Origin of the sequence: Aeromonas simiae (assembly GCF_014892695.1) — a bacterium.
Classification (GTDB): domain Bacteria; phylum Pseudomonadota; class Gammaproteobacteria; order Enterobacterales; family Aeromonadaceae; genus Aeromonas; species Aeromonas simiae.
The window spans coordinates 2,062,788-2,082,247 of the sequence record NZ_CP040449.1; the positions used below are offsets into that span (position 1 = coordinate 2,062,788).

Consider the following 19,460-nt stretch of genomic DNA (forward strand, 5'->3'; position numbering starts at 1 on the left):
ACCCGCCGTGGCGGGTCTTGTCTCATCGCATGGCGCTTAGAGCGCCGCCACCTGCGCTTCAATGTTGCGCTTAAGATCCCCATCGAGTTGCAGGGCCCGCGCCAGCTCATCGAGGTAGCCGCGCTCCATGAAGTGATCCACCTCGATGGCGAGCAGTGAGGCAAAATAGACCTCGGTGGCCTGCTCCATGTCGGTCACCTCGCGGGCCAGGGCATGGGGGTCGAGGGGACGGGCCAGCTCCCGATCGATGAAGCGGGCCGCATCGCCCTGCCCCAGCTCGGTCAGGTGGGCGGCAATCTTGCCGCGCTCGTGCTCGTCGATATGACCGTCGGCGCGGGCGGCCGCTATCATGGCGCGCACCAATAGCTCGGCCCGCTGATCGAGGGCGGGCCCCTCAAGGGCAGAAAGCGGCTGGGGAGAGACCTGGCCAGCAGGGGCACTTTGCTGCTGCGCCTGCCAATCCTTGTAGAGCTTGTAGGCAAGGCCACCGAGGGCCGCCGCCCCGCCCACCGCCGCCACCTTGCCGCCATATTTTCGCATCTTCTTGTTGCCCAGCAGCAGGCCGAGTGCTCCGCCGGCCAGCGCTCCTTGCACCTGCCCTTTACGTTGCTCGCCTCCCTGCTCGAGCCACCCCTTACCACTGCCAAGCAACTGATCGAGTATCTGCTTCATACCTGTCTCCTGTGCAATTTCCGCCATGCTGTACCCGGCTGCGTGAATCAGATGTGAATGATAAAGAGCACAGGAAAAAACGAATTCCCCCGGTGGCGTAGCGCCCCTTTTGGCCTCTCTCCTATCTCGCGAGCAAAGAAAATGGCGTGGTGAGCAGCAAGGGCGCAGCGCCTGCCGGCGCGAGCAGCGAACCGCGCAGGGCGGCCCCCATGGCAGAGGAAGAGGCGCCTCTTAGCCGGGTCTTGGCGTGGCTTACAGCGCCGCCACCCTGGCCTCGATGTGGGCTCTGAGCTCAGGCGCCAATCGCAGCGCCTTGGCCAGTTCGTCGAGGTAACCGCGCTCCATGAAGTGATCCACCTCAATGGCGAGCAGCGAAACGAAATAGACCTCGGTGGCCTGCTCCATGTCGGTCACCTCGCGGGCCAGAAGATAAGGATCGAGCGGTCGCATCAGCTCCCGACCGATAAAGTGGGCGGCATTGTCAAAGCCAAGCTCAGTCAGACGCCCGGTGATCGTCTCGTGCTCAACCTCATCGACATGACCATCGGCCCGAGCGGCCGCAATCATGGCGCGCACCAGCAGATCGGCACGGATCTCCAGTGCATTGCCTTGCAAAATGTGAAGTGGCTGTGGAATGACGTGAGTCGGGGGGGATACTTTCTGCTGCTGCAACCAATCCCGATAGAGGCTGTAGGCCAGCTTGCCCAGTGCACTGATCCCCCCCAAAGTGGCCACCTTGTCGCGATACTTACGCGCCTTCTGATGGCCCAACAGCAGACCGAGTGCCCCCTGCCGCTGTCCCTGGTACTTCTCCCCCGCACGGCGGGGCAAGGTCTTGCCGCCCCCTAACAGTTGGTCAAGTATGTTTCTCATAGGACCTCCATCCCATCTCTGTCAGACTGGGTGGCGGTCACTGAATCCGGGTTGAACAGGGGGGTGGTTTGCTCCTGTTCCTACTATCCATTAGGAGATGTGTGATGAAGATCCTCTTTGGCTGTTTGCTGCTCGCGGCCCCCGTCGGCGCCGTTATCATGGACAGGGAGGCCGAGCAGGCCCGCCTCGACACCGCCTGCATCAGCGCCCAGCAGCAGTACATCGATACAGGACGCCGCCAGCGGGTGGAGGCCTGCGTCAAAGAGGGTAAGAGCCAGGCCGAGTGCGAGCGCGACTTCGCCCGCTTCGGCCAGCGCGAGGGCAACAAGCGCCCCGATTTTTCCCAGCTGCCCGCCTGCCTACAGGCGGAGCTGTTTCGCAAGCATTACCGACAGTAAGGAGAGAGGATGACCCCGCCCAGAGAGTTGACCCTGCAATTTCTGGCCGAGCCCTCGGACGTCATTTTTGGCGGCAAGGTGCACGGCGGCATGGTGATGAAGTGGATTGATCAGGCGGGCTATGCCTGCGCCGCCGGCTGGAGCGGTGGCTACGCGGTCACCGTGTATGTGGGGGGGATCCGTTTCATCCGCCCCATCCAGATCGGCGAGCTGGTCGAGGTACACGCCCAGGTGATCCACACCGGCAGCACCAGCATGCACCTGGCCGTCGATGTCTACAGCCGTCACCCGGCCGCCTGCGAGCGCCACAAGACCACCCACTGCATCATCATCTTCGTGGCGATGGACGAGCAGGGCAAACCGCGCCCGGTGCCGAGCTGGCAGCCCGAAACCGACGCCCAGCACCAGCTCGAGCAATATGCCCTGAAGCTGGTGGCCCTGCGCGAGCAGATAGACAGGGAGATGCGCCAGCATCTGTGAAGGCTTGGGCGCGGCACGCGCCCCCGCTATACTTCCGCCCCGTCTCATCTTGTCGAGGAAGTGCCATGTCGTTGGAGCAGGCGCCCAAGGAAGTTCAGCTCGCCGTCGATCTCATCGAGCTGCTCGAAAGCCACCAGATCCCCACCGAGCTGGCGCTCAAGGCGCTGGCCATCGTTCAGCGCGACTACCAGCGCAAACTGGCTGAGGGAAAACCCAGCTAGGTGCGGCCCTGTGCCAGCCTACCTCTCGCATGCTCCCGCATTCAGACATAAAAAAAGGCCCCTTCAGGGGCCTTTTGTCATCCAGATAGCTTACAGGGTGTTCTTGTAGACCTTGCCGTCTTTCATGATCACCTTGAAGTTGGTTGCCGGATCGGCCACCAGGGAGAGCTCCTTGAGCGGATCGCCGTTGACCAGCAACAGGTCGGCCAGGGCGCCGACTTCCACCACACCCAGCTTGCCCGGATAGGGGTTGCGCGGGCCGGAGAGGGCCAGCAGCTCGGCGTTGTCGTGGGTGGCCATCTTCAGCACTTCGGCCGGGGTATACCAGGTGCTCATCTTGGCCAGCATGGTGCCTTGATCGGCAGCGGCCTGGGCGCTGAACAGGGCATCGGTACCAAATGCGGTCTTGATGCCGTACTTCTTGGCCATGGCATAGGCGTGATCGGTGCCCTTGTACATCTCAAGCTGCTTCAGGCGGTTCGCCGAGCCTTCCGGGAAGGGGGACTTGCGATCGTCGGTAAACGGCTGCAGGCTCCACCAGATCTTCTTCTCGGCCATCAGCTTGGCGGTGTCTTCGTCGAGCATCTGACCATGGTCGATACACTTGACGCCGGCCTCGATGGCCTGACGCACGGCCTTCGGGGTGTAGGCATGCACGGTCACGTAGGTGCCCCAGTTGTCAGCGGCCTCAACGGCAGCGCGGATCTCCGGCACCGAGTACTGGGCCACGTCGATGGGATCGTAGTTGGAAGCCACACCACCGCCGGCCATCACCTTGATCTGGGAGGCGCCGAGCGCCAGCTGCTCGCGGGTACGCTGGCGCACCGCATCGGGGCTATCCGCCACCATGGCCGCGTTGGCCTTCTCACCGAAGGAGTACTGCCCTTCCAGGGCCGGCAGCTCGTTGGGCATACGGAAGTCACCGTGACCACCGGTTTGGGAGATCATGGCGCCGGCCGGCCAGATGCGCGGGCCGTTGGTCAGCCCCATGTCGATCCCCTTCTTGAGGCCAAAGACGGGGCCACCGAGATCACGGGCGCTGGTGAAGCCGCGCATCAGCATGTCATTGGCAGCCTTGGTCGCCGCCACCGTGGTGAAGGTGATGTCGTTGGTCAGCACCGCGATTTGCGGCAGGGTGGCAAACATCAGGTGGGTGTGGGCATCGATGAGACCCGGCATCAGGGTCTTGCCCTGACCGTCGATGCGCTGCACGTCGCCTTCGACCTTGATCTCGCCCTGGCTGATCTTGCTGATCAGGTTACCTTCCACCAGCACCGAGGAGGGGGCGCTCAGAGAACTCCCCTTGCCATCGAAGATGCGAACGTTTTCAAACAAAATAGCGGACTTGGCCGGCTCAGCCGCATGGGCGGCGCCGCCTGCCAAGAGGGCGCCGCACACGGCGCTACACAACAATCGCAATGACATGAAGAGATCTCCTTGGGTCTTGAGAGCACGGATTCTAGTTTAGCCCTTTCGCCACAGCCTGAATCCAAACTGAACGAGCGTGTCAGTCTCCTCCTTTTTTGGGTTCCAGAACAGCCCCCATACAGCCCCTTCTCTCCTTCATCCCCCTCCCCTTCTGCCCTACCGGCACCCGCGCGGCAGCGCCTGTTCCCGTTGCCGGCCCGCGCGCCCTTGCTCATGCCTCCGACAGACTCTGTCTGACCTGCCGTAGGAATAGACCGTCATCCGCCGCCACCTGTCACATCTGACAAGTGGCGCCACTGAGGATTGCGCAGACAATGGCCCCGCAGTCGTCAAGCTGTGTTTCTGTCATCTGTGTATACTTCGCTCCGCCCTTGCGGAGCTTTTTTTATCCATGAAAAACGGCGCCCGCAGGCGCCGTCATCTTATTGCACTTCGTCATCCCTGATGGGATCACTCCTCTTCCAGATAGGCATAACCTTGCAAGCCGAGTTCGAGCTCGTCGAGCAGTGCCTTGCGGGTCTCCGGGCACAGAGAGGGGTGGTTGGCAATCTTCTGATAGTTCTCGCGAATGACCGACGGATCGATGTTCACGTAACGCAGCAGCTGATCGACCGTGTCACCGCGCACTATGTTGCGAATGTCCATCTCGCCGTTCTCGCCCAGCGAGACCTCGGCACAGTGGGTGTCGCCGAACAGGTTGTGCAGATCCCCCAGGATCTCCTGATAGGCACCGACCAAGAAGAAGCCGATGTGGCAATCCTCGTTCTCGCCATACTCGGGCATCGGCAGGGTGGTCTCGACCCCGAGGCCATCCACGTAATGCTCCACCTGGCCGTCAGAATCGCAGGTGATGTCCATCAGGATGCCGCGACGGGTGAGCGGGCGATCGAGACCGGCCAGCGGCAGCACCGGGAACACCTGGCCAATCCCCCAGGCATCCGGCAGGGACTGGAACAGGGAGAAGTTGACGAAGCACTTGTCCGCCAGCTGCTCGCTCAACTGGTCGGCCAGATCCCGGTGGTTACGGTTGACCGGGTTGAGGCGCTCCTTGATGGCCAAGCTGATGTTCTGACGCAGGCTCTCGGCCCAGGCGCGCTGCTCGAGGTTGAGCAGCCCCATGGTGTACTGGACGTTGACGTCCGCCAGATCGGCCTGGGAGTCGTGGAAGATCTCCAGCAGGGAGGGATCGTCCTCATGCAGATCCAGCCAGCTCTGCCACATGTTCTGCAAGATGGTCGGCTCATCCTCGCCCGGAGCGCCGATCTCGTTCATCTTCACCCCTTCGGCCCCGATCACATTGGTGACCAGCACGGCGTGGTGCGCGGTCAGGGCCCGGCCCGACTCGCTGATGATGGTCGGGTGCGGCAAGTCAAACTCGCGGCACACGTCGCCGATGCCCCACACCACGTTGTTGGCGTACTCAGACAGGCTGTAGTTGGCCGAGCAGTGACTCTGCGAGCGGGTGCCCTCGTAGTCCACACCAAGGCCGCCACCGACGTCGACGATGCTGACGTTGGCGCCCAGACGGCGCAGTTCAGCATAGAAGCGGCCACACTCGCGCACCCCGCCCTGAATATCGCGGATGTTGGCGATTTGGGAGCCCAGGTGGAAGTGCAGCAGCTCGAGGCAATCGAGCTTGCCGACGCTGCGCAGCTTCTCGATGAGGTTGAGGATCTGGGTCGCGCTCAGGCCGAACTTGGACATGGCCCCACCGCTTGACTCCCACATGCCCGAGCCGGTGGAGGCCAGCTTGGCACGCACGCCGATGTGCGGACGGATGTTGAGACGCTTGGATTCGTCCAGCACCAGATCCAGCTCGGAGGGCTTCTCAACGACGATCACCACCTTGTGGCCCATCAGGTTGCCGAGCAGTGCATGGCGCACGTACTCGCGATCCTTGTAGCCATTGCAGACGATCACCGAGCCCTGCTCGTGATGATGGGAGAGCACCGCCAGCAGCTCTGGCTTGGAGCCGGCCTCCAGGCCAAGGCGCGGCTTGTCGGTGTAGGCGGAGCTGATGGTCTCGATAACGCGACGCTGCTGGTTCACCTTGATGGGGTAAACACACAGGTAGTCACCCTCGTAACCCGACTTCTCGATGGCCTGACCAAAGGCGTTGAACAGGGCATCGACCCGACTCTTGAGGATGTCGGGGAAGCGCAGGAGCACGGGGGTGGTCAAGCCGGCTTGACGCAGCTGCTCGATGGCATCGGAGATGACGATCTTGGCGTCAGGACGGGACTTGTCCGGAGCGACGGTGACGTGCCCCTCTTCATTGATGCCGAAGAAACCGGCTCCCCAGTAGGGGACGTTGTAGACCTTGAGAGAGTCCTTGCTGGACCAGTTAGTCATGGGCTATGCCTCGCTAATGAGCGGCGTGAGCCGCCTTCGTTACCCTCGATCACATCCAGACCATTTGCGGCAAGCCAAGGCTGCCTGGTGGATTTTGGGAAGTAACGAGTCTTGATGTGGGGCTTGTGGCTTTACATCAAGCTCAACGGTATGCGGGGGATACTTAAATCAGTATTCCGCGACGCTTTGATGGCGACAGCTGTTGCCACGCTGCCGACTCATCCGGTTGGCCGCAGAGCCATCGACGAGGGGGGTTTCCAGAGAGGGGACGAGGCACCCGTTCACGTTTGCAAACGGGTTAGCGACACCGCACTGCAGTACTGCCAGACACCATTGACCGCCCATGACAAGGGAAGAGTGTTGAGCCGCGTCGCTCATTCGGTCAGGTGATGTCATTGCGTGACTGCTGTTCTCCCTGATACCGGCTCCCAACCGGTATTAAAGAAACCAAAACCCCTGCAGTGTCTGGCGTTTCTGCATGCCTCGCCCTAAAAGGCGCTTGACCTCGGGCGCACACGGGCGCGACGCAAGATCGGCGCGGAGTTTACACACACCGAAGGGGCGGTGACAATCAAAAAAACCGTCAAAGATGCTGTTTGAGAAGCTGCGAAAGTTCGGGCAATGCCCCCTGCCAGAATTTAGGTCTCAAACAGCTCACTGGCCCCGGCTCCAGCTCGCCGAACACATCGCCAAAATGGCCCTCCAGCGCCCGCAACAACCCATCGCTGCCGAGCCGGTCGTGATAGAACCAGATGCGACCAAAACCGTCGACCTGAAGCAGCGGCTTGTCGCTGCGCGCGGGCCAGTAGAGATCGACGGTGAGCAAGCTACCCTGGTCATTGAGCCGGTGCTCGGGGGCGCTGGCACACCACTCCTCGACCCAGCGCAGCAGCGTCAAGGCCGCCACTTCGTCAAGCTGGTTCTCCTGCCACTGCTGATAGAGGGCTACGTGTTCCATGGATGGCTCCTTGCCGCAACATAGGGTGAGTCCCGACCATACCAGCAAGCGGCGCCAAAAAAATAGGCGCGGGCGCAAAAAACACCCCCGTGGTCATGCCGGTCAATCGTTACCTGCTTGTTACCCAAGATGAGGATTGCCTTCACAAACCCTGTTCTGGAACAAGGTTTTTCCGTGATCGGCTCCGCATAATGACTGCTTCGTTGTATTGAGCAGAGCCATGCCATGAGCCGAGTCGTCGATCGTTTTCTTCACTATGTCTCCTTTCACACCCGCTCCGATGCGAGTCAGAACAGCTGCCCAAGCAGCCCCGGCCAGCTGGAATTTGCCCGGGCGCTGCATGCCGAGCTCAAGGCGCTCGGGCTGGCCGAGGTGGTGCTCGACGACAACGGTTACCTGACCGCACTTCTGCCCGGCAATCAGCCGCAGGCGCCCGCCATCGGCCTCATCGCCCACATGGACACCGCCGACTACGAGGCGCGCGAAGTTCGCCCGCAGCTGGTCGAGAACTACCAAGGCGGCGACATCTGCCTTGGCAAGGGGGATGAGGTGCTCTCCCTGCGCCAGTTCCGCTGCCTTAAGCACTACCTGGGGCAAGATCTCATCACCACCGACGGCACCACCTTGCTCGGGGCCGATGACAAGGCGGGGATCGCCGAGATCATCACCTGTGTCGAAACCTTGCTGGCCCACCCCGAGACCCCGCGCGGCGATCTGTGGCTCGGCTTCACGCCGGATGAGGAGATCGGCCGCGGCGCCGACCATTTCCCGCTCGATCGCTTCCAGGCGCGCTGGGCCTACACGGTCGATGGCGGCCCGCTCGGCGAGCTCGAATACGAGAACTTCAACGCCGCCAGCGCCACGGTGCGCTTTATCGGCAACAACGTGCACCCGGGCAGCGCCAAGGACACCCTGCTCAACAGCCAGACCCTGGCCGCCCAGTTCCACACCTTCCTGCCGGCCGACGAGACGCCGGAGTGCACCGAGGGCTATGAGGGCTTCTTCCACCTGGTCAGCAGCCAGGGCACGGTCGAGGAGACCACCCTGCACTACCTGATCCGCGACTTCGATGAGGCGGGCTTTGCCGCCCGCAAGGCCCTGCTGGAGGAGCGGGTGACCGAGCTGCGCCGCCGCTATCACGAGGCCCGCATCGAACTGACCATCAGCGACAACTACTACAACATGAAGAGCCAGATAGCGCCGCACATGCACATCGTCGAGCTGGCCCGCCAGGCGATGATCGCCGCCGACGTGCAGCCCAAGATCACCCCGATCCGCGGCGGCACCGACGGCGCCCGCCTCTCCTTCATGGGGCTGCCCTGCCCCAACCTCTTCACCGGCGGCCACAACTTCCACGGCAAGCACGAGTTCATCCCCGTCCCCTCCATGGAGAAGGCGGTGCAGACGCTGGTCGAGCTGGTGCGCCTGACCGCCGCCTGGCGCCAGGATTGACACCAAAGCGTCATCCCCCTGACCCCTCCCTGTCATAGGGAGGGGCGATCCTCTCGGGACAACACCAAGGAGTTGTCCCATGTTCAGTGTCGATGCCCTGCTGAGCGAACACTTCCCCACCGCTCCGCTCCCCAGCCTGCTGCGCCCGCTGCTGCGCCATCTGCTGCACGAAGATGAGTTCCAGCGCTTCGCCGCCGACTACCCGCACCTGCGCGGCATGGATTTTGTCGAGCAGGCGCTGAGCCACCTCGAGTTCGATGTCAGGGTGAGCGAGGCCCAGCTCGAGAACCTGCCCAGCCGGGGCCGGGTCATCGTCGTGGCCAACCATCCGATCGGCTCCCTCGACGGGCTGGCCCTGCTGCGCCTGCTGGGGCGGCTGCGCCCGGACGTGAAGATCGTCGCCAACCGGCTGCTGTGGGCCATTCCCCCGCTGCGCCCGCTGCTGCTGCCGGTCGACAACCTGGGTGGCAAGACCCCGCGCGAGGCGCTGCGCGCCATGGGGGAGCATCTGGAGCAGGAGGGGGCGCTCATCATCTTCCCCGCCGGCGAAGTCTCCCGCCTCGGCCCCAAGGGGGTGCGCGACGGCCAATGGAGCAGCGGCTTTATCAAGCTGGCCCGGCGCACCCGAGCCCCGCTGGTGCCCCTGCACCTGGCCGGGCGCAACAGCCCACGCTTTTATCTCAGCTCCTGGCTTTCACGCCCCCTCTCCGGCCTGCTGCTGGTCGATGAGATGTTCCGCCAGCGCGGCCAACAGTTGACCGTCACCGTTGGCCGGCGGCTGGCGCCGACCCAACTCGACAGCCTAGCGCCGGCGCTGGCCGCCCGCCTGGTGCGCAGCGATCTCTACCGCATCGGCCGCGGTAAAATGCCGCGGCTGGCGACCGAATCCCCCATCGCCCTGCCCGAGGAGCGCAGCCGCCTCAAGCAGGCGATCGAGCGCTGCGAGCTGCTCGGCCTGACCCCGGATGGCCAGCAGATCCGCCTCTACCGCCGCCAGGGAGAGGCGCACAGCTGCGTGCTGCGCGAACTGGGAAGGCTGCGCGAGATCGCCTTTCGGGCGGTGGGAGAAGGTACCGGCAAGCGCCGCGATCTGGATGGCTTTGACGATCACTACCGCCATCTGCTGCTGTGGGACCCGGCCGCCCTCGAGGTGGTCGGCGCCTACCGCTTCGCCCCGGTCGGCGAGACCCTGCGCGAGCTGGGCGAAGCCGGCCTCTACGGCCACACCCTGTTTGCCTTCACCCCGGCCATGCACGGGCGGCTCGAGCAGGCGGTGGAGCTGGGCCGCAGCTTTATCCAGCCCGCCTACTGGGGCAAGCGCGGTCTGGACTACCTCTGGTACGGCATCGGCGCCGTGCTGGCCCGTCACCCCGAGTACCGCTACCTCTACGGCCCCGTCTCCATCTCGGGCACCCTGCCCGAGGCGGCGCGCGCGCTGCTGGTCCACTTTTTCGAGCGCCACTTCGGTGCCGACGAGGTACTGGCCCGCTCCTATCGCCCCTATCCACGGGCACAGCCGAGCCCCCTGCCCGCGCCCCAGTACCGTCAGGCACTGGCCGAGCTCAAGGCGCAGTTGGGCAACCTCGGTTGCGCCATCCCCCCTCTTTACAAACAGTACGCGGATCTGTGCGAGCCGGGCGGCGTGCAGTTTCTCGACTTCGGGGTCGATCCGGCGTTTGGCCACTGCATCGACGGCCTGGTGTGGGTCAGCCTGGCCCACCTCAAAGTGAGCAAGCGGCAGCGCTACATCACCCCGCACCAGGAAGGGGCGGCGGCGCGGCTGTAACAATTGCTAAAGATTTTGTCCCCGCAAGGCGATTGTTATTGTGATGTCAATCACTAGAATTTTCTCTTTTACGCCGATCACGCACCGAAAAGAGTGTCCATCGACCAATAAAGAGAGGATTGCATGGCATCACATTGGAATTTTCGTCTGTGGGGGGGCTATCAGTTGCTGGCCCTGCTCCTGTTCACCAGCTGGTGGCTGGGCGCCTGGCAAGGCATCGACGAGGCCCTGTTTCACCTGACCAATGAGTGGTTGCGCCACCCGAGCTGGGCCTATCTGGTGGCTCGCGCCAACCAGCGCTGGGTGGATGGCGCCATCGCCCTCACCATGGGGCTGCTGGTGCTGCAACATGCCCGGCAGACCCACAGGGGGGAGCGTCACTACCTGCTGCTGCTGATCCTGCTGATGGCCGGCAGCTTCTCGCTGCAAGTGGCGCTCGGTAAGCTGCTGCCGGTGGAGCGTCCCAGCCCCACCCTAGTGCACGAGATGGCGCTGCGGGTGACCACTCTGGTGCCCGATCTGCACACCAAGGACGCCTCCTCCGGCTCCTTTCCAAGCGATCACGGCATCGGTTTTCTGACCTTCGCGCTCTTTGCCTGCTACCGCTTTGAGCGCCGTCAGCTGGTCTGGCTGCTGCCACTGCTGGCCGTGCTCGCCACCCCGCGCCTGCTCAGCGGCGCCCACTGGTTGAGCGACATCCTGTGTGGCGCCCTGCCGCTGACCCTGCTGGTGGCGGCCTGGCTGTTTCATACCCCCCTGCTGGGCTGGTGTTACCGGGCGCTCGACCTGCTGCCGTGGCCGAAGACTCAAGTTCAATAACACTTACTGGGGCCGGCGATCGCTGTGCCCCAGATCCCGCTCCGGGGCGATGACATCGCGCACCCGCTGCTTGATCTCCTTGGCCTCGGGAAAGCCGTTGTCCGTCACCCTATCCCACACCAATACCCCGTCGACCAGGATGCGAAACTCCCCCTTGCTGGCCGGCACCAGCGCCACCTCGCCCAGCTCGCCGTCAAAGGTGGAAAGCAGCTCCTGGGCCAGCCAAGCGGCGCGCAGCATCCAGCGGCACAGGGTGCAATAACGGATCTCGATTCTCGGTTTCATCCCTTAACTCCATGAAAGTCGGCCAGCCAGAGCCGCGCTATGTCGCGCATCACCGCGGTGGGCAGCTCATGCAGCCCACCCGCTCGTTGGCGGGTCGCCAGCAGCCTGACCCCCTCGATGATCTCGGCCAGCACTAGATAGACATATTCCCCGATCACGGCGCCGTGGACGAAGTTGACCGCTTCCCCGCGATTGAGCAGGTAGATGAAGGTGCCATCGGGGCGAGCAAGGCGCAACACCCGATGGCAAATCTCCTGACTCGGCCAGCCCAGCTCGGCCAGGGTGAAGGCAAACTCATCGTCGGCCGAGGTGACCGAGGCCAGCATGGCGCCATCTTGCAGCAGCAACAGATCGGCACTGGAGAGAGCGCCGTTGCCGGTCGCGCAGATCAGCAGCTCGGCCCGGGCCAGCGCACTGGCCTTGTCGGCGAGGTGAAAACCGTGGGAGAGCGCCTCGACCTGGCGCAGCGGGCAGGTCTCCACCAGATCGAGCCAGAGGTTGCGCCGGCGCAGCTCGGCAGCGATGCTGTGGCCCACCTTGCCATAACCAAACAGGGCCGCCTGGCAAGCGTTAAAGGTGCGATTGAGGCTGCGCGCCAAGGATTCGGCCGAATAGACCACGCTCAGGCCAATCTGCACATCCTCGGCCTGCTTGAGAAAACTGCGCGCCACCGACAGCACAGGCACCTGCGGGGCAGCCTGCGCCTCATAACGCTGGTGGCCATTCTCGGTCATCTCCACCACCCCGAGGAAGCGCTCCCCCAAGGCGCGGTGCAGCGCCGCCAGCGTCGTGGCAAAGTAACCGCCGATGTCGAGAATGAGCAGCCGCTCATGGGGCCGCAGCAGCGGCAGCACACGCGCCAGCACATCCCCCGGCGAGGCGGTCCAGCGGCGATCCAGCTCGATGATGGGGTACTGGCGCGCCACCCAGGCCAGGGTGTCGGCATGGATCGACTTAGGCTTGGGCAAGATGGCGCCGATACGGCCGATCTGCGCCAGCGTCTCGATAAAGAGCGGCCGATCCGGTAGCAGGTGGGTCACCAGCAGGATGCAGAGATCCGGGGTCGTCCCCTCGGCGGTGAAATGATGAAAGAAGCGGTGCTCAACGCCGATATGATGCAACGCCAGCCTCCTTGATACGAACGGTGGGCCAGTGCTCTCCACATGGAGCTGGCGCGGGAGATCCCGTTTTAGCGAAAACCGGGGTGACCCACAATCACCATCGGGGGGGCAGTGAGCGATATATCAACACCTGCGCGGCCCCGCATCACGCCGGATGCCCCATCACAATAGAGCCAAACAAGCCCCCATTGTGATCCCATCGGCAAAATGGCCCCCCTCATCCCCCACCCAGCTCTGAGTGTGATAATCTTGCGATCTATGGGTCAATTATCAACCAGAGGTCAATAATGGAGCAGTTCTCGGCGATGCGTACCTTCGTCAAGGTGGTCGAGAGCCAGAGCTTTACCAAGGCAGCCGCCCAGCTCGGCATCTCGGTGGCCATGACCTCCAAGCTGATGCAGCAGCTCGAAGAGTCGCTCTCGACCCGGCTGCTTTCGCGTACCACCCGCCGGGTCACCCCGACCGAGGCCGGCCACTTCTACTACCAGCGCTGCGTGGCCCTGCTGGCCGAGCTGGAAGAGACCCACAGCCAGCTGACCCGCCACAGCCAGCAGCCGCAAGGCACTTTGCGCCTCTCGGTGCCGATGGACTTTGGCTATCTGCACCTCTCCCCCATCCTGCCCGAATTTCGTGCTCGCTACCCGGATCTGAACCTCGACATCGACTACAGCGATCGGCGGGTGGCACTGGTGGAAGAGGGGTTCGATCTGGCGCTGCGCATCGGTCATCTGCCCGACTCCTCACTGGTGGCGCGGCCGCTGGCCATGATGCGAATTTTGCTGTGCGCCAGCCCGACCTATCTGGCGCGCCACGGCACGCCCCTTACCCCGGAGGATCTGCGCCAGCACGACTGCCTCGTCTATGGACTGAGCCAGCCCGAGTGGGTGCTGCGCCGTGGTGAGGAGCGGGTGCTGCTCAAACCAAAGGGGCCGCTACGCACCAACAACGGCGTCGCCCTGACCCGGGCGGCCATCGACGGCATGGGGATCATATTGCAACCCAGCTTCATCGTCGGCGAGCCACTGCGCCGTGGCGAGCTGGTGCCCGTGCTCGGCGCGTGGCAACCCGAACCGATGCCACTGTGCGCCATCTACCCGCACCGCCGCTTCGTCTCGGCCAAGGTGCGTCTGTTTATCGACTTCATCGAGCAGCGCTTTGCCGCCCCCCACTACTGGGATCAGGGCGCCGGCTGAGCCGGGGCTGACGAGGAAGCGCCGACCCACTGCGCACTCAGCACCCTCTCCTCACCGGCCAACTGCCACCCCGGCAGCCGGTGACGAAGCTGCGCCAGCAGGTCGGCCGGTACCGGCGCAGGCAGGTGGATACGCAGCCGGTGGCACTCGAGCAGGGCCGCCAGTTGCAGCGTCAGGGTGAGGTTGGCCAGATCGGTGCGCTCCTTGCGGATCCGCCGGCGTAGCTCGGCCCGCAAGTGGCTCTCCCTGTCCTGGGTCAGCGCCTGCCAGCCAAAACCGAACAGGGGGGCCAGCGCCCCCAACAAGGAGAGCGCCGTCAGCGGCGCCTTGGGAGGGTGGTAGAGGGCGTTGAGATCGAGCTCGATGAGGACGGTGGCGCCCCCCTCATCCTTGGATAATATATTGTCACTCACGGAGTTCCCCCAGGTGATACACTAGGCGCTCGCAAACCATCCATATTTCATTCTGGAACGCAGATCCAACAAGGAGTCCGATGCTAAGCGATATCGCCCTCTCCCGCCACAGCACCCTGCTGGAAGCAGATGCGCTGGCCGTGCGTCTCGACATCCCCTCTCGCTTTGTTCACCCCTACGGTCGCCACATGGCCAAGATCGACCCGGCCCTGCTGCGCGAGCCGAAGGCCGAGCGCGGCAAGTTGATCCTGGTCAGCGCCATCACCCCGACCCCGTTCGGGGAGGGCAAGACGGTGACCACGCTGGGGCTCTCCATGGGCCTCAACCGGCGCGGGGCCTCGTCGATCGCCTGCGTGCGCCAGCCGAGCCTCGGCCCCGTGTTCGGGGTCAAGGGGGGCGCCGCTGGGGGCGGCCATGCCCAGGTGGTGCCGATGGAGGCGATGAACCTGCACCTGACCGGCGACATTCACGCGGTCGGCGCCGCCCACAACCTGGCCGCCGCCGCCCTGGATGCTCGCCTCTACCATGAGCGCAAGCTCGGTGATGACTTCACCGCGCAAACCGGCCTGCCGCGCCTCAACATCGGCCATATTCTCTGGCCACGGGTGGTCGACATGAACGACCGCGCCCTGCGCCGGGTCACGCTGGGGCTGGGCGACGAGACGGCGGTCGAGCGGCAGGGACGCTTCATCATCACCGCCGCCTCCGAGCTGATGGCCATCCTGGCCCTGGCCAGCGATCTGCATGATCTGCGTGCCCGCATCGGCCGAGTCCGGCTGGCTGAGGCGGTCGACGGCTCCCCGATCACCGCCGAAGATCTGGAGGTGGCCGGCGCCATGACCGCCCTCCTCAAACAGGCGATCGCCCCGACGTTGATGCAGACCAGCGAGCAGACCCCGGTGCTGGTGCATGCCGGCCCCTTTGCCAACATTGCCCACGGTAACTCCTCGGTGATCGCCGATCGCATCGCCCTGCGTCACGCCGACTACGTGGTGACCGAGGCGGGCTTTGGCACCGACATGGGGCTTGAGAAGTTCTTCCACATCAAGGCGCGCCAGAGCGGCCTGCAACCGGCCTGCGTGGTGCTGGTCGCCACCCTGCGCGGCATCAAGGCCAACAGCGGCGCCTTCGATTTTGCCCCAGGCCAGCGCCCTCCCGCTGAACTGACCGCCCCCAACCAGCAGCTGCTGGAGCTGGGGATGGAGAACCTGCGCTGGCACATCGGCAATGCCCGCCGCTACGGCATGCCGGTGGTGGTGGCCCTCAACCGCTTCCCGGAAGATGGCGACGAGGAGCTCAACTGGGTGATGACCCAGGCCTGTCTGGCCGGAGCCCGCTCAGCCGCCCTCAGCGAGGCCTTCGCCAAGGGGGGCGCGGGCGCCACCACCCTGGCCGACGCCGTGATCGAGGCCGCCATCCAGGGCTCGGCTCCGCGCTGGCTCTACCCCTCGGCCCTGCCTTTGCGCGACAAGCTCACCACCCTGGCCGAGCGCGGTTATGGGGCGAGCGGTGTGCACCTGAGCGACACCGCGAAGGCCCAGCTGGAGATGCTGAGCCAGCAGGGGCTCGATCACCTCTCACTGTGCATGGCCAAGACGCCGCTTTCGATCAGCCATGATCCGGCCCTCAAGGGGGTACCGACCGGCTTCGTCCTGCCGGTGGAGGCGTTGGTCGCCTGCACCGGTGCCGGCTTCATCTATGTATTGTGCGGCCCGGTGATGACCATGCCGGGGCTCGGCAGCCTGCCCGGTTATCGCCACATCGACATCGACGAGCATGGCGACATCATCGGGCTCAGCTAAGCGATCCGCCCCAACAAAAAGCCCCGCAGTGCGGGGCTTTTTCATGGCGGTCAGGCTCAGCGTGCGGCGCGCAGGCCGCCGAGAAACTCGGCCCGGGTATCGGGTTGGGTCTTGAACACCCCGCCCAAAGAGGTGGTGGTGGTGGCCGAGGTGGCATCTTGCACCCCGCGCGCCTTCACGCAGTAGTGGGTGGCGGTGATGCTGATGGCCACATCCTGGGTGCCGAGCAGGGTCTGCAATGCCAGCAGCACCTGCTGGGTGAGGCGCTCCTGCACCTGCGGGCGACGGGCGAAGAACTGCACGATGCGGTTGATCTTGGAGAGGCCGATCACCTTGCCGCGCGGAATGTAGGCCACGTGGGCGAAGCCGTCGATGGTCACAAAATGGTGCTCGCAGGTGCTGGTCAGGGTGATGTCACGCACCATGATCATCTCGTCCACCTGCATCTTGTTCTCGATCACCGTCACCTTAGGAAAGCTGGCGTAATCGAGCCCGGCGAAGATCTCCCCCACGTACATCTTGGCGATGCGGTGCGGCGTCTCGGCCAGGCTGTCGTCCCGCAGATCCAGCTCGAGCGTCTCCATGATGGCGCGCATGTGCGCCTCGATCCGTTCGCGCTTCTCGTCACGGCTCAGACCATTGGGGGCCAGCGGGGTCTCAAGACCCTGGGCCACCAGGGCATCGCGGACCAGACGGGCTTGTGGGCTCAGATCACTCATGGTTCACTCTCTACGGATTGGGGGTTCTACCGGCTGCCTAGTAAAAGCGCAAGCGCCGGATATTGCAAGGAGATTGCAGGCTACCTCCTACGATAGCCTGCCCATCGGCCCCCTTTTTTGGGATAATTCCCCCTTTCCCGTGCCTGTCTACAAGGAGGCCCCATGGGTCATTCCTCACTGCGTCCCCTGGACGATGCCCTGCGCGCCATGCTGGCCGCCCTCTCCCCGGTTGCCGGCACCGAGTCGCTGCCCATTGGCCAGGCCCTCGGCCGGGTGCTGGCCGAGCCCATCGTCTCCCCCATGGACGTGCCCCCCTTCGACAACTCGGCGATGGATGGCTATGCCCTGCGCAGCGGCGATCTGGCGGCCACAGACACCCTGCAACTGCAAGGGCGCGCCCTGGCCGGCCACCCGCTTGGCTGCGAGGGGGCCTATGGCGCGGCCTGCGAGGCGGGCCACTGCGTGCGCATCATGACCGGCGCCGCCCTGCCGGAAGGGGCCGACAGCGTGGTGATGCAGGAGGAGACCGAGGCCGACGGCAACCGGGTGCGCTTTCTGGTCAAGGCGCAGCCGGGGCAGCATGTGCGCCGCCGCGGCGAGGATATCGCCCAAGGCGCCACCGTGCTCGCCGCCGGCCTGCGCCTCACCGCGCGCGAGCTGCCGCTGCTTGCCTCCCTCGGTATCGCCACCGTCACCGTGCGCCGCCGCCTGAAGGTGGCCCTGCTCAGCACCGGCGATGAACTCAAGCCGGTCGGCACGCCGCTGGCCCACGGCGAGATCTACGACTCCAACCGCTACGGGGTGCGCGCCATGCTCGAGCGGTTGCAGGTCGAGGTGCTCGATCTTGGCATCATCCCCGACGTCCCGGACGCCCTGCGCGCCGCCTTCCTGCGCGCCCAGCAGGAGGCCGATGCCCTGATCACCTCGGGCGGGGTCTCGGTCGGCGAGGCCGACTACACCAAGCAGCTGCTCGAAGAGCTCGGCGAAATCGACTTCTGGAAGCTCGCCATCAAGCCGGGCAAGCCGTTTGCCTTCGGCCACCTCGGCCATACCCGCTTCTTCGGCCTGCCGGGCAACCCGGTCTCGGCCCTGGTCACCTTCGATCAGCTGGTGCGCCCGGCCCTGGCCGTGCTGGCCGGCGAGAGCGTGCGCCCTCCGCTGCGCCTTGCGGCCACCGCCGCCGAGCCCCTCAAGAAGGCGCCGGGGCGCCTCGATTTCCAGCGCGGCATCCTCGAGAGCACCGCCAGCGGTCTGGTGGTGCGCAGCACCGGCTCCCAGGACTCGGGCGTCTTTAGCTCCCTGACCCGCGCCAACTGCTACATAGTGCTGGAGCGCGAGCGCGGCCGGGTTGAGGCCGGCGAGACGGTGACGGTCGAGCCGTTCGGGAGCCTGCTGCTGTGAGCGACATCCTCTCGGACGACGAGCTGCTGCGCTACAACCGCCAGATCATCCTCAAGTCGTTTGATTTCGAAGGGCAAGAGGCGCTCAAGCAGGCCAGGGTGCTGGTGATCGGCGCCGGCGGTCTCGGCTGCGCCGCCGCCCAATACCTGGCGGTGGCCGGTGTGGGGCACCTCACCTTGGTGGATTTCGACGTGGTGGAGCGCTCCAACCTACAGCGCCAGGTGCTGCACTGCGATGCCCGCCTCGGCCAGCCCAAGGTGACCTCTGCCGCCACCGCCCTGCGCGCCCTCAACCCCTATCTGACGGTCGAGGCGACCCAGGCGCAGGCCGATGCGGCGCTGCTCGATGCCCTGCTGCCCAGCCATCACCTCATTCTCGATTGCAGCGACAACCTGACCACCCGCAACCTGCTCAACCGCCGCGCCCGCGCCCATCGTGTGCCGCTGGTGAGCGGGGCCGCCATCCGCTTCGAGGGGCAGGTGTGCAGCTTTCTCTGGCACGAGGGGGAGCCCTGCTACGAGTGCCTGAGCCAGCTGTTCGGCGAGCAGGCCCTCACCTGCGTCGAGGCCGGGGTGCTGGCCCCCGTGGTCGGTCTGGTCGGCAGCGTGCAGGCACTCGAGGCCATCAAGATCCTGGCCGGCTGCGGCGAGCCGCTCACCCACCGCATGCTGCTCATCGACGGCCTCTCGGGGCAATTTCGCCCCCTGCGCCTGCCAAGACGCGCCGACTGCCCCTGCTGCGGCGAGGCCCCCTGACGCACGGCGCAAAACCGTGAGCAAAAAAAGAGCCCGGCATCGCCGGGCTCTTCGTTGCTGGGGCAGGCTCAGCGCTCGCGGCACTGCACCTCGGGGGAAGGGTGATATTGGCCAAGGCTCACCAGGGTGAGCAGGCCGTCGGCCGGGGTGCTGTGCGCCTGCACCTTCACCCCGCCGTCGCAGTGCGCCCCAAGATCCAGCACGGGGCCCTCATTCATGGCCAGCCGGGTGCTGCCCCCCTGTTGATGCAGGGCCACACTCTGCTGGGCGCAGGCCCCCAGGGTCAGGACCAGCACGCCGGTCAACAGACGCTCGTTCATCGCCGTTTTGAC

Annotated in this window: 20 protein-coding genes; 10 read left to right on the forward strand and 10 right to left on the reverse strand. The window is 64.8% G+C overall.

Going from position 1 to position 19,460, the window contains the following annotated elements:
• Positions 1-36: 36 nt before the first annotated feature.
• Together FE240_RS09755 and FE240_RS09760 are read right to left on the reverse strand one after the other, a co-directional pair.
• Positions 37-672 carry a tellurite resistance TerB family protein gene (locus FE240_RS09755; protein WP_193000580.1) on the reverse strand — a complete coding sequence of 212 codons (636 nt, stop codon included), beginning with the start codon at positions 670-672 and terminating at the stop codon, positions 37-39.
• A 252-nt stretch (positions 673-924) separates the two neighbouring features.
• On the reverse strand, positions 925-1,545 hold the full coding sequence (locus FE240_RS09760; protein WP_193000581.1) for a tellurite resistance TerB family protein: 621 nt from the start codon (positions 1,543-1,545) through the stop codon (positions 925-927).
• 104 nt (positions 1,546-1,649) lie between these two features.
• Between FE240_RS09760 and FE240_RS09765 the strand changes: the two genes are divergently transcribed.
• From FE240_RS09765 to rsmS, 3 genes are all read left to right on the forward strand, one after another.
• A complete protein-coding gene (locus FE240_RS09765; RefSeq protein WP_193000582.1) occupies positions 1,650-1,943 on the forward strand; it encodes a hypothetical protein in 294 nt (97 codons plus the stop codon).
• A gap of 9 nt (positions 1,944-1,952) precedes the next feature.
• The gene (locus FE240_RS09770; RefSeq protein WP_193000583.1) at positions 1,953-2,423 is read left to right on the forward strand and encodes an acyl-CoA thioesterase; all 471 of its coding nucleotides are present in this window, start codon (positions 1,953-1,955) and stop codon (positions 2,421-2,423) included.
• Positions 2,424-2,488: 65 nt separating this feature from the next.
• Positions 2,489-2,644 carry a pleiotropic regulatory protein RsmS gene (rsmS, locus tag FE240_RS09775; RefSeq protein WP_084214669.1) on the forward strand — a complete coding sequence of 52 codons (156 nt, stop codon included), beginning with the start codon at positions 2,489-2,491 and terminating at the stop codon, positions 2,642-2,644.
• 90 nt (positions 2,645-2,734) lie between these two features.
• Here the strand turns inward: rsmS and FE240_RS09780 are convergent, their stop codons facing one another.
• The 3 genes from FE240_RS09780 to FE240_RS09790 form a co-directional block, all read right to left on the reverse strand.
• The gene (locus tag FE240_RS09780) at positions 2,735-4,069 is read right to left on the reverse strand and encodes a metal-dependent hydrolase family protein (RefSeq protein ID WP_193000585.1); all 1,335 of its coding nucleotides are present in this window, start codon (positions 4,067-4,069) and stop codon (positions 2,735-2,737) included.
• A 453-nt stretch (positions 4,070-4,522) separates the two neighbouring features.
• Positions 4,523-6,424 (reverse strand): biosynthetic arginine decarboxylase, encoded by a 1,902-nt coding sequence (gene speA / locus FE240_RS09785; RefSeq protein WP_193000587.1) that lies wholly within the window; start codon positions 6,422-6,424, stop codon positions 4,523-4,525.
• A gap of 583 nt (positions 6,425-7,007) precedes the next feature.
• Complete coding sequence (locus FE240_RS09790; protein WP_193000589.1) at positions 7,008-7,382, reverse strand: hypothetical protein; 375 nt, start codon at positions 7,380-7,382, stop codon at positions 7,008-7,010.
• 225 nt (positions 7,383-7,607) lie between these two features.
• Between FE240_RS09790 and pepT the strand changes: the two genes are divergently transcribed.
• From pepT to FE240_RS09805, 3 genes are all read left to right on the forward strand, one after another.
• A complete protein-coding gene (gene pepT / locus FE240_RS09795; protein ID WP_193000591.1) occupies positions 7,608-8,834 on the forward strand; it encodes a peptidase T in 1,227 nt (408 codons plus the stop codon).
• Between the two features lie 79 nt (positions 8,835-8,913).
• Positions 8,914-10,620, forward strand: a complete 1,707-nt coding sequence (locus FE240_RS09800) for a lysophospholipid acyltransferase family protein (protein WP_193000593.1) — start codon at positions 8,914-8,916, stop codon at positions 10,618-10,620.
• Positions 10,621-10,743: 123 nt separating this feature from the next.
• Positions 10,744-11,439, forward strand: coding sequence for a phosphatase PAP2 family protein (locus FE240_RS09805; RefSeq protein ID WP_052449395.1), 696 nt, complete (start codon positions 10,744-10,746; stop codon positions 11,437-11,439).
• Positions 11,440-11,442: 3 nt separating this feature from the next.
• On the opposite strand, the gene FE240_RS09810 is transcribed toward FE240_RS09805, so the two are convergent.
• Entirely contained in the window at positions 11,443-11,724 is a 282-nt protein-coding gene (locus tag FE240_RS09810) for a SelT/SelW/SelH family protein (RefSeq protein ID WP_042044827.1), read from the reverse strand.
• Positions 11,721-12,845: a Rossmann-fold NAD(P)-binding domain-containing protein gene (locus FE240_RS09815; RefSeq protein ID WP_193000595.1), complete on the reverse strand. Its 1,125-nt coding sequence runs from the start codon at positions 12,843-12,845 to the stop codon at positions 11,721-11,723. Before FE240_RS09815 ends, FE240_RS09810 begins: the two co-directional genes overlap by 4 nt.
• Before the next feature lie 287 nt (positions 12,846-13,132).
• Between FE240_RS09815 and FE240_RS09820 the strand changes: the two genes are divergently transcribed.
• Positions 13,133-14,038: a LysR family transcriptional regulator gene (locus tag FE240_RS09820; RefSeq protein WP_042044825.1), complete on the forward strand. Its 906-nt coding sequence runs from the start codon at positions 13,133-13,135 to the stop codon at positions 14,036-14,038.
• On the opposite strand, the gene FE240_RS09825 is transcribed toward FE240_RS09820, so the two are convergent.
• Positions 14,023-14,451 carry a hypothetical protein gene (locus FE240_RS09825; RefSeq protein WP_193000597.1) on the reverse strand — a complete coding sequence of 143 codons (429 nt, stop codon included), beginning with the start codon at positions 14,449-14,451 and terminating at the stop codon, positions 14,023-14,025. The two genes, FE240_RS09820 and FE240_RS09825, sit on opposite strands and share 16 nt — an antisense overlap.
• 80 nt (positions 14,452-14,531) lie before the next feature.
• Between FE240_RS09825 and FE240_RS09830 the strand changes: the two genes are divergently transcribed.
• Positions 14,532-16,253: a formate--tetrahydrofolate ligase gene (locus FE240_RS09830; protein WP_193000599.1), complete on the forward strand. Its 1,722-nt coding sequence runs from the start codon at positions 14,532-14,534 to the stop codon at positions 16,251-16,253.
• Between the two features lie 56 nt (positions 16,254-16,309).
• Here the strand turns inward: FE240_RS09830 and folE are convergent, their stop codons facing one another.
• Positions 16,310-16,972 carry a GTP cyclohydrolase I FolE gene (gene folE / locus FE240_RS09835; protein ID WP_042044821.1) on the reverse strand — a complete coding sequence of 221 codons (663 nt, stop codon included), beginning with the start codon at positions 16,970-16,972 and terminating at the stop codon, positions 16,310-16,312.
• A gap of 162 nt (positions 16,973-17,134) precedes the next feature.
• Here folE and moeA point away from each other — a divergent pair, with 162 nt between their 5' ends.
• Positions 17,135-18,373, forward strand: a complete 1,239-nt coding sequence (gene moeA / locus FE240_RS09840; protein WP_193000601.1) for a molybdopterin molybdotransferase MoeA — start codon at positions 17,135-17,137, stop codon at positions 18,371-18,373.
• Positions 18,370-19,128, forward strand: a complete 759-nt coding sequence (locus tag FE240_RS09845; RefSeq protein ID WP_193000603.1) for a molybdopterin-synthase adenylyltransferase MoeB — start codon at positions 18,370-18,372, stop codon at positions 19,126-19,128. Before moeA ends, FE240_RS09845 begins: the two co-directional genes overlap by 4 nt.
• 68 nt (positions 19,129-19,196) lie before the next feature.
• Here FE240_RS09845 and FE240_RS09850 read toward each other — a convergent pair whose 3' ends face one another.
• Complete coding sequence (locus FE240_RS09850; protein ID WP_193000605.1) at positions 19,197-19,448, reverse strand: hypothetical protein; 252 nt, start codon at positions 19,446-19,448, stop codon at positions 19,197-19,199.
• Positions 19,449-19,460 lie beyond the last annotated feature (12 nt).

Bases quoted from the DNA above. Each gene is read 5' to 3' on its own strand.
- FE240_RS09755 (WP_193000580.1), bottom strand. From the start codon at position 672: ATGAAGCAGATACTCGATCAGTTGCTTGGCAGTGGTAAGGGGTGGCTC.
- FE240_RS09760 (WP_193000581.1), bottom strand. From the start codon at position 1,545: ATGAGAAACATACTTGACCAACTGTTAGGGGGCGGCAAGACCTTGCCC.
- FE240_RS09765 (WP_193000582.1), top strand. From the start codon at position 1,650: ATGAAGATCCTCTTTGGCTGTTTGCTGCTCGCGGCCCCCGTCGGCGCC.
- FE240_RS09770 (WP_193000583.1), top strand. From the start codon at position 1,953: ATGACCCCGCCCAGAGAGTTGACCCTGCAATTTCTGGCCGAGCCCTCG.
- rsmS (WP_084214669.1), top strand. From the start codon at position 2,489: ATGTCGTTGGAGCAGGCGCCCAAGGAAGTTCAGCTCGCCGTCGATCTC.
- FE240_RS09780 (WP_193000585.1), bottom strand. From the start codon at position 4,069: ATGTCATTGCGATTGTTGTGTAGCGCCGTGTGCGGCGCCCTCTTGGCA.
- speA (WP_193000587.1), bottom strand. From the start codon at position 6,424: ATGACTAACTGGTCCAGCAAGGACTCTCTCAAGGTCTACAACGTCCCC.
- FE240_RS09790 (WP_193000589.1), bottom strand. From the start codon at position 7,382: ATGGAACACGTAGCCCTCTATCAGCAGTGGCAGGAGAACCAGCTTGAC.
- pepT (WP_193000591.1), top strand. From the start codon at position 7,608: ATGAGCCGAGTCGTCGATCGTTTTCTTCACTATGTCTCCTTTCACACC.
- FE240_RS09800 (WP_193000593.1), top strand. From the start codon at position 8,914: ATGTTCAGTGTCGATGCCCTGCTGAGCGAACACTTCCCCACCGCTCCG.
- FE240_RS09805 (WP_052449395.1), top strand. From the start codon at position 10,744: ATGGCATCACATTGGAATTTTCGTCTGTGGGGGGGCTATCAGTTGCTG.
- FE240_RS09810 (WP_042044827.1), bottom strand. From the start codon at position 11,724: ATGAAACCGAGAATCGAGATCCGTTATTGCACCCTGTGCCGCTGGATG.
- FE240_RS09820 (WP_042044825.1), top strand. From the start codon at position 13,133: ATGGAGCAGTTCTCGGCGATGCGTACCTTCGTCAAGGTGGTCGAGAGC.
- FE240_RS09830 (WP_193000599.1), top strand. From the start codon at position 14,532: ATGCTAAGCGATATCGCCCTCTCCCGCCACAGCACCCTGCTGGAAGCA.
- folE (WP_042044821.1), bottom strand. From the start codon at position 16,972: ATGAGTGATCTGAGCCCACAAGCCCGTCTGGTCCGCGATGCCCTGGTG.
- moeA (WP_193000601.1), top strand. From the start codon at position 17,135: ATGGGTCATTCCTCACTGCGTCCCCTGGACGATGCCCTGCGCGCCATG.
- FE240_RS09850 (WP_193000605.1), bottom strand. From the start codon at position 19,448: ATGAACGAGCGTCTGTTGACCGGCGTGCTGGTCCTGACCCTGGGGGCC.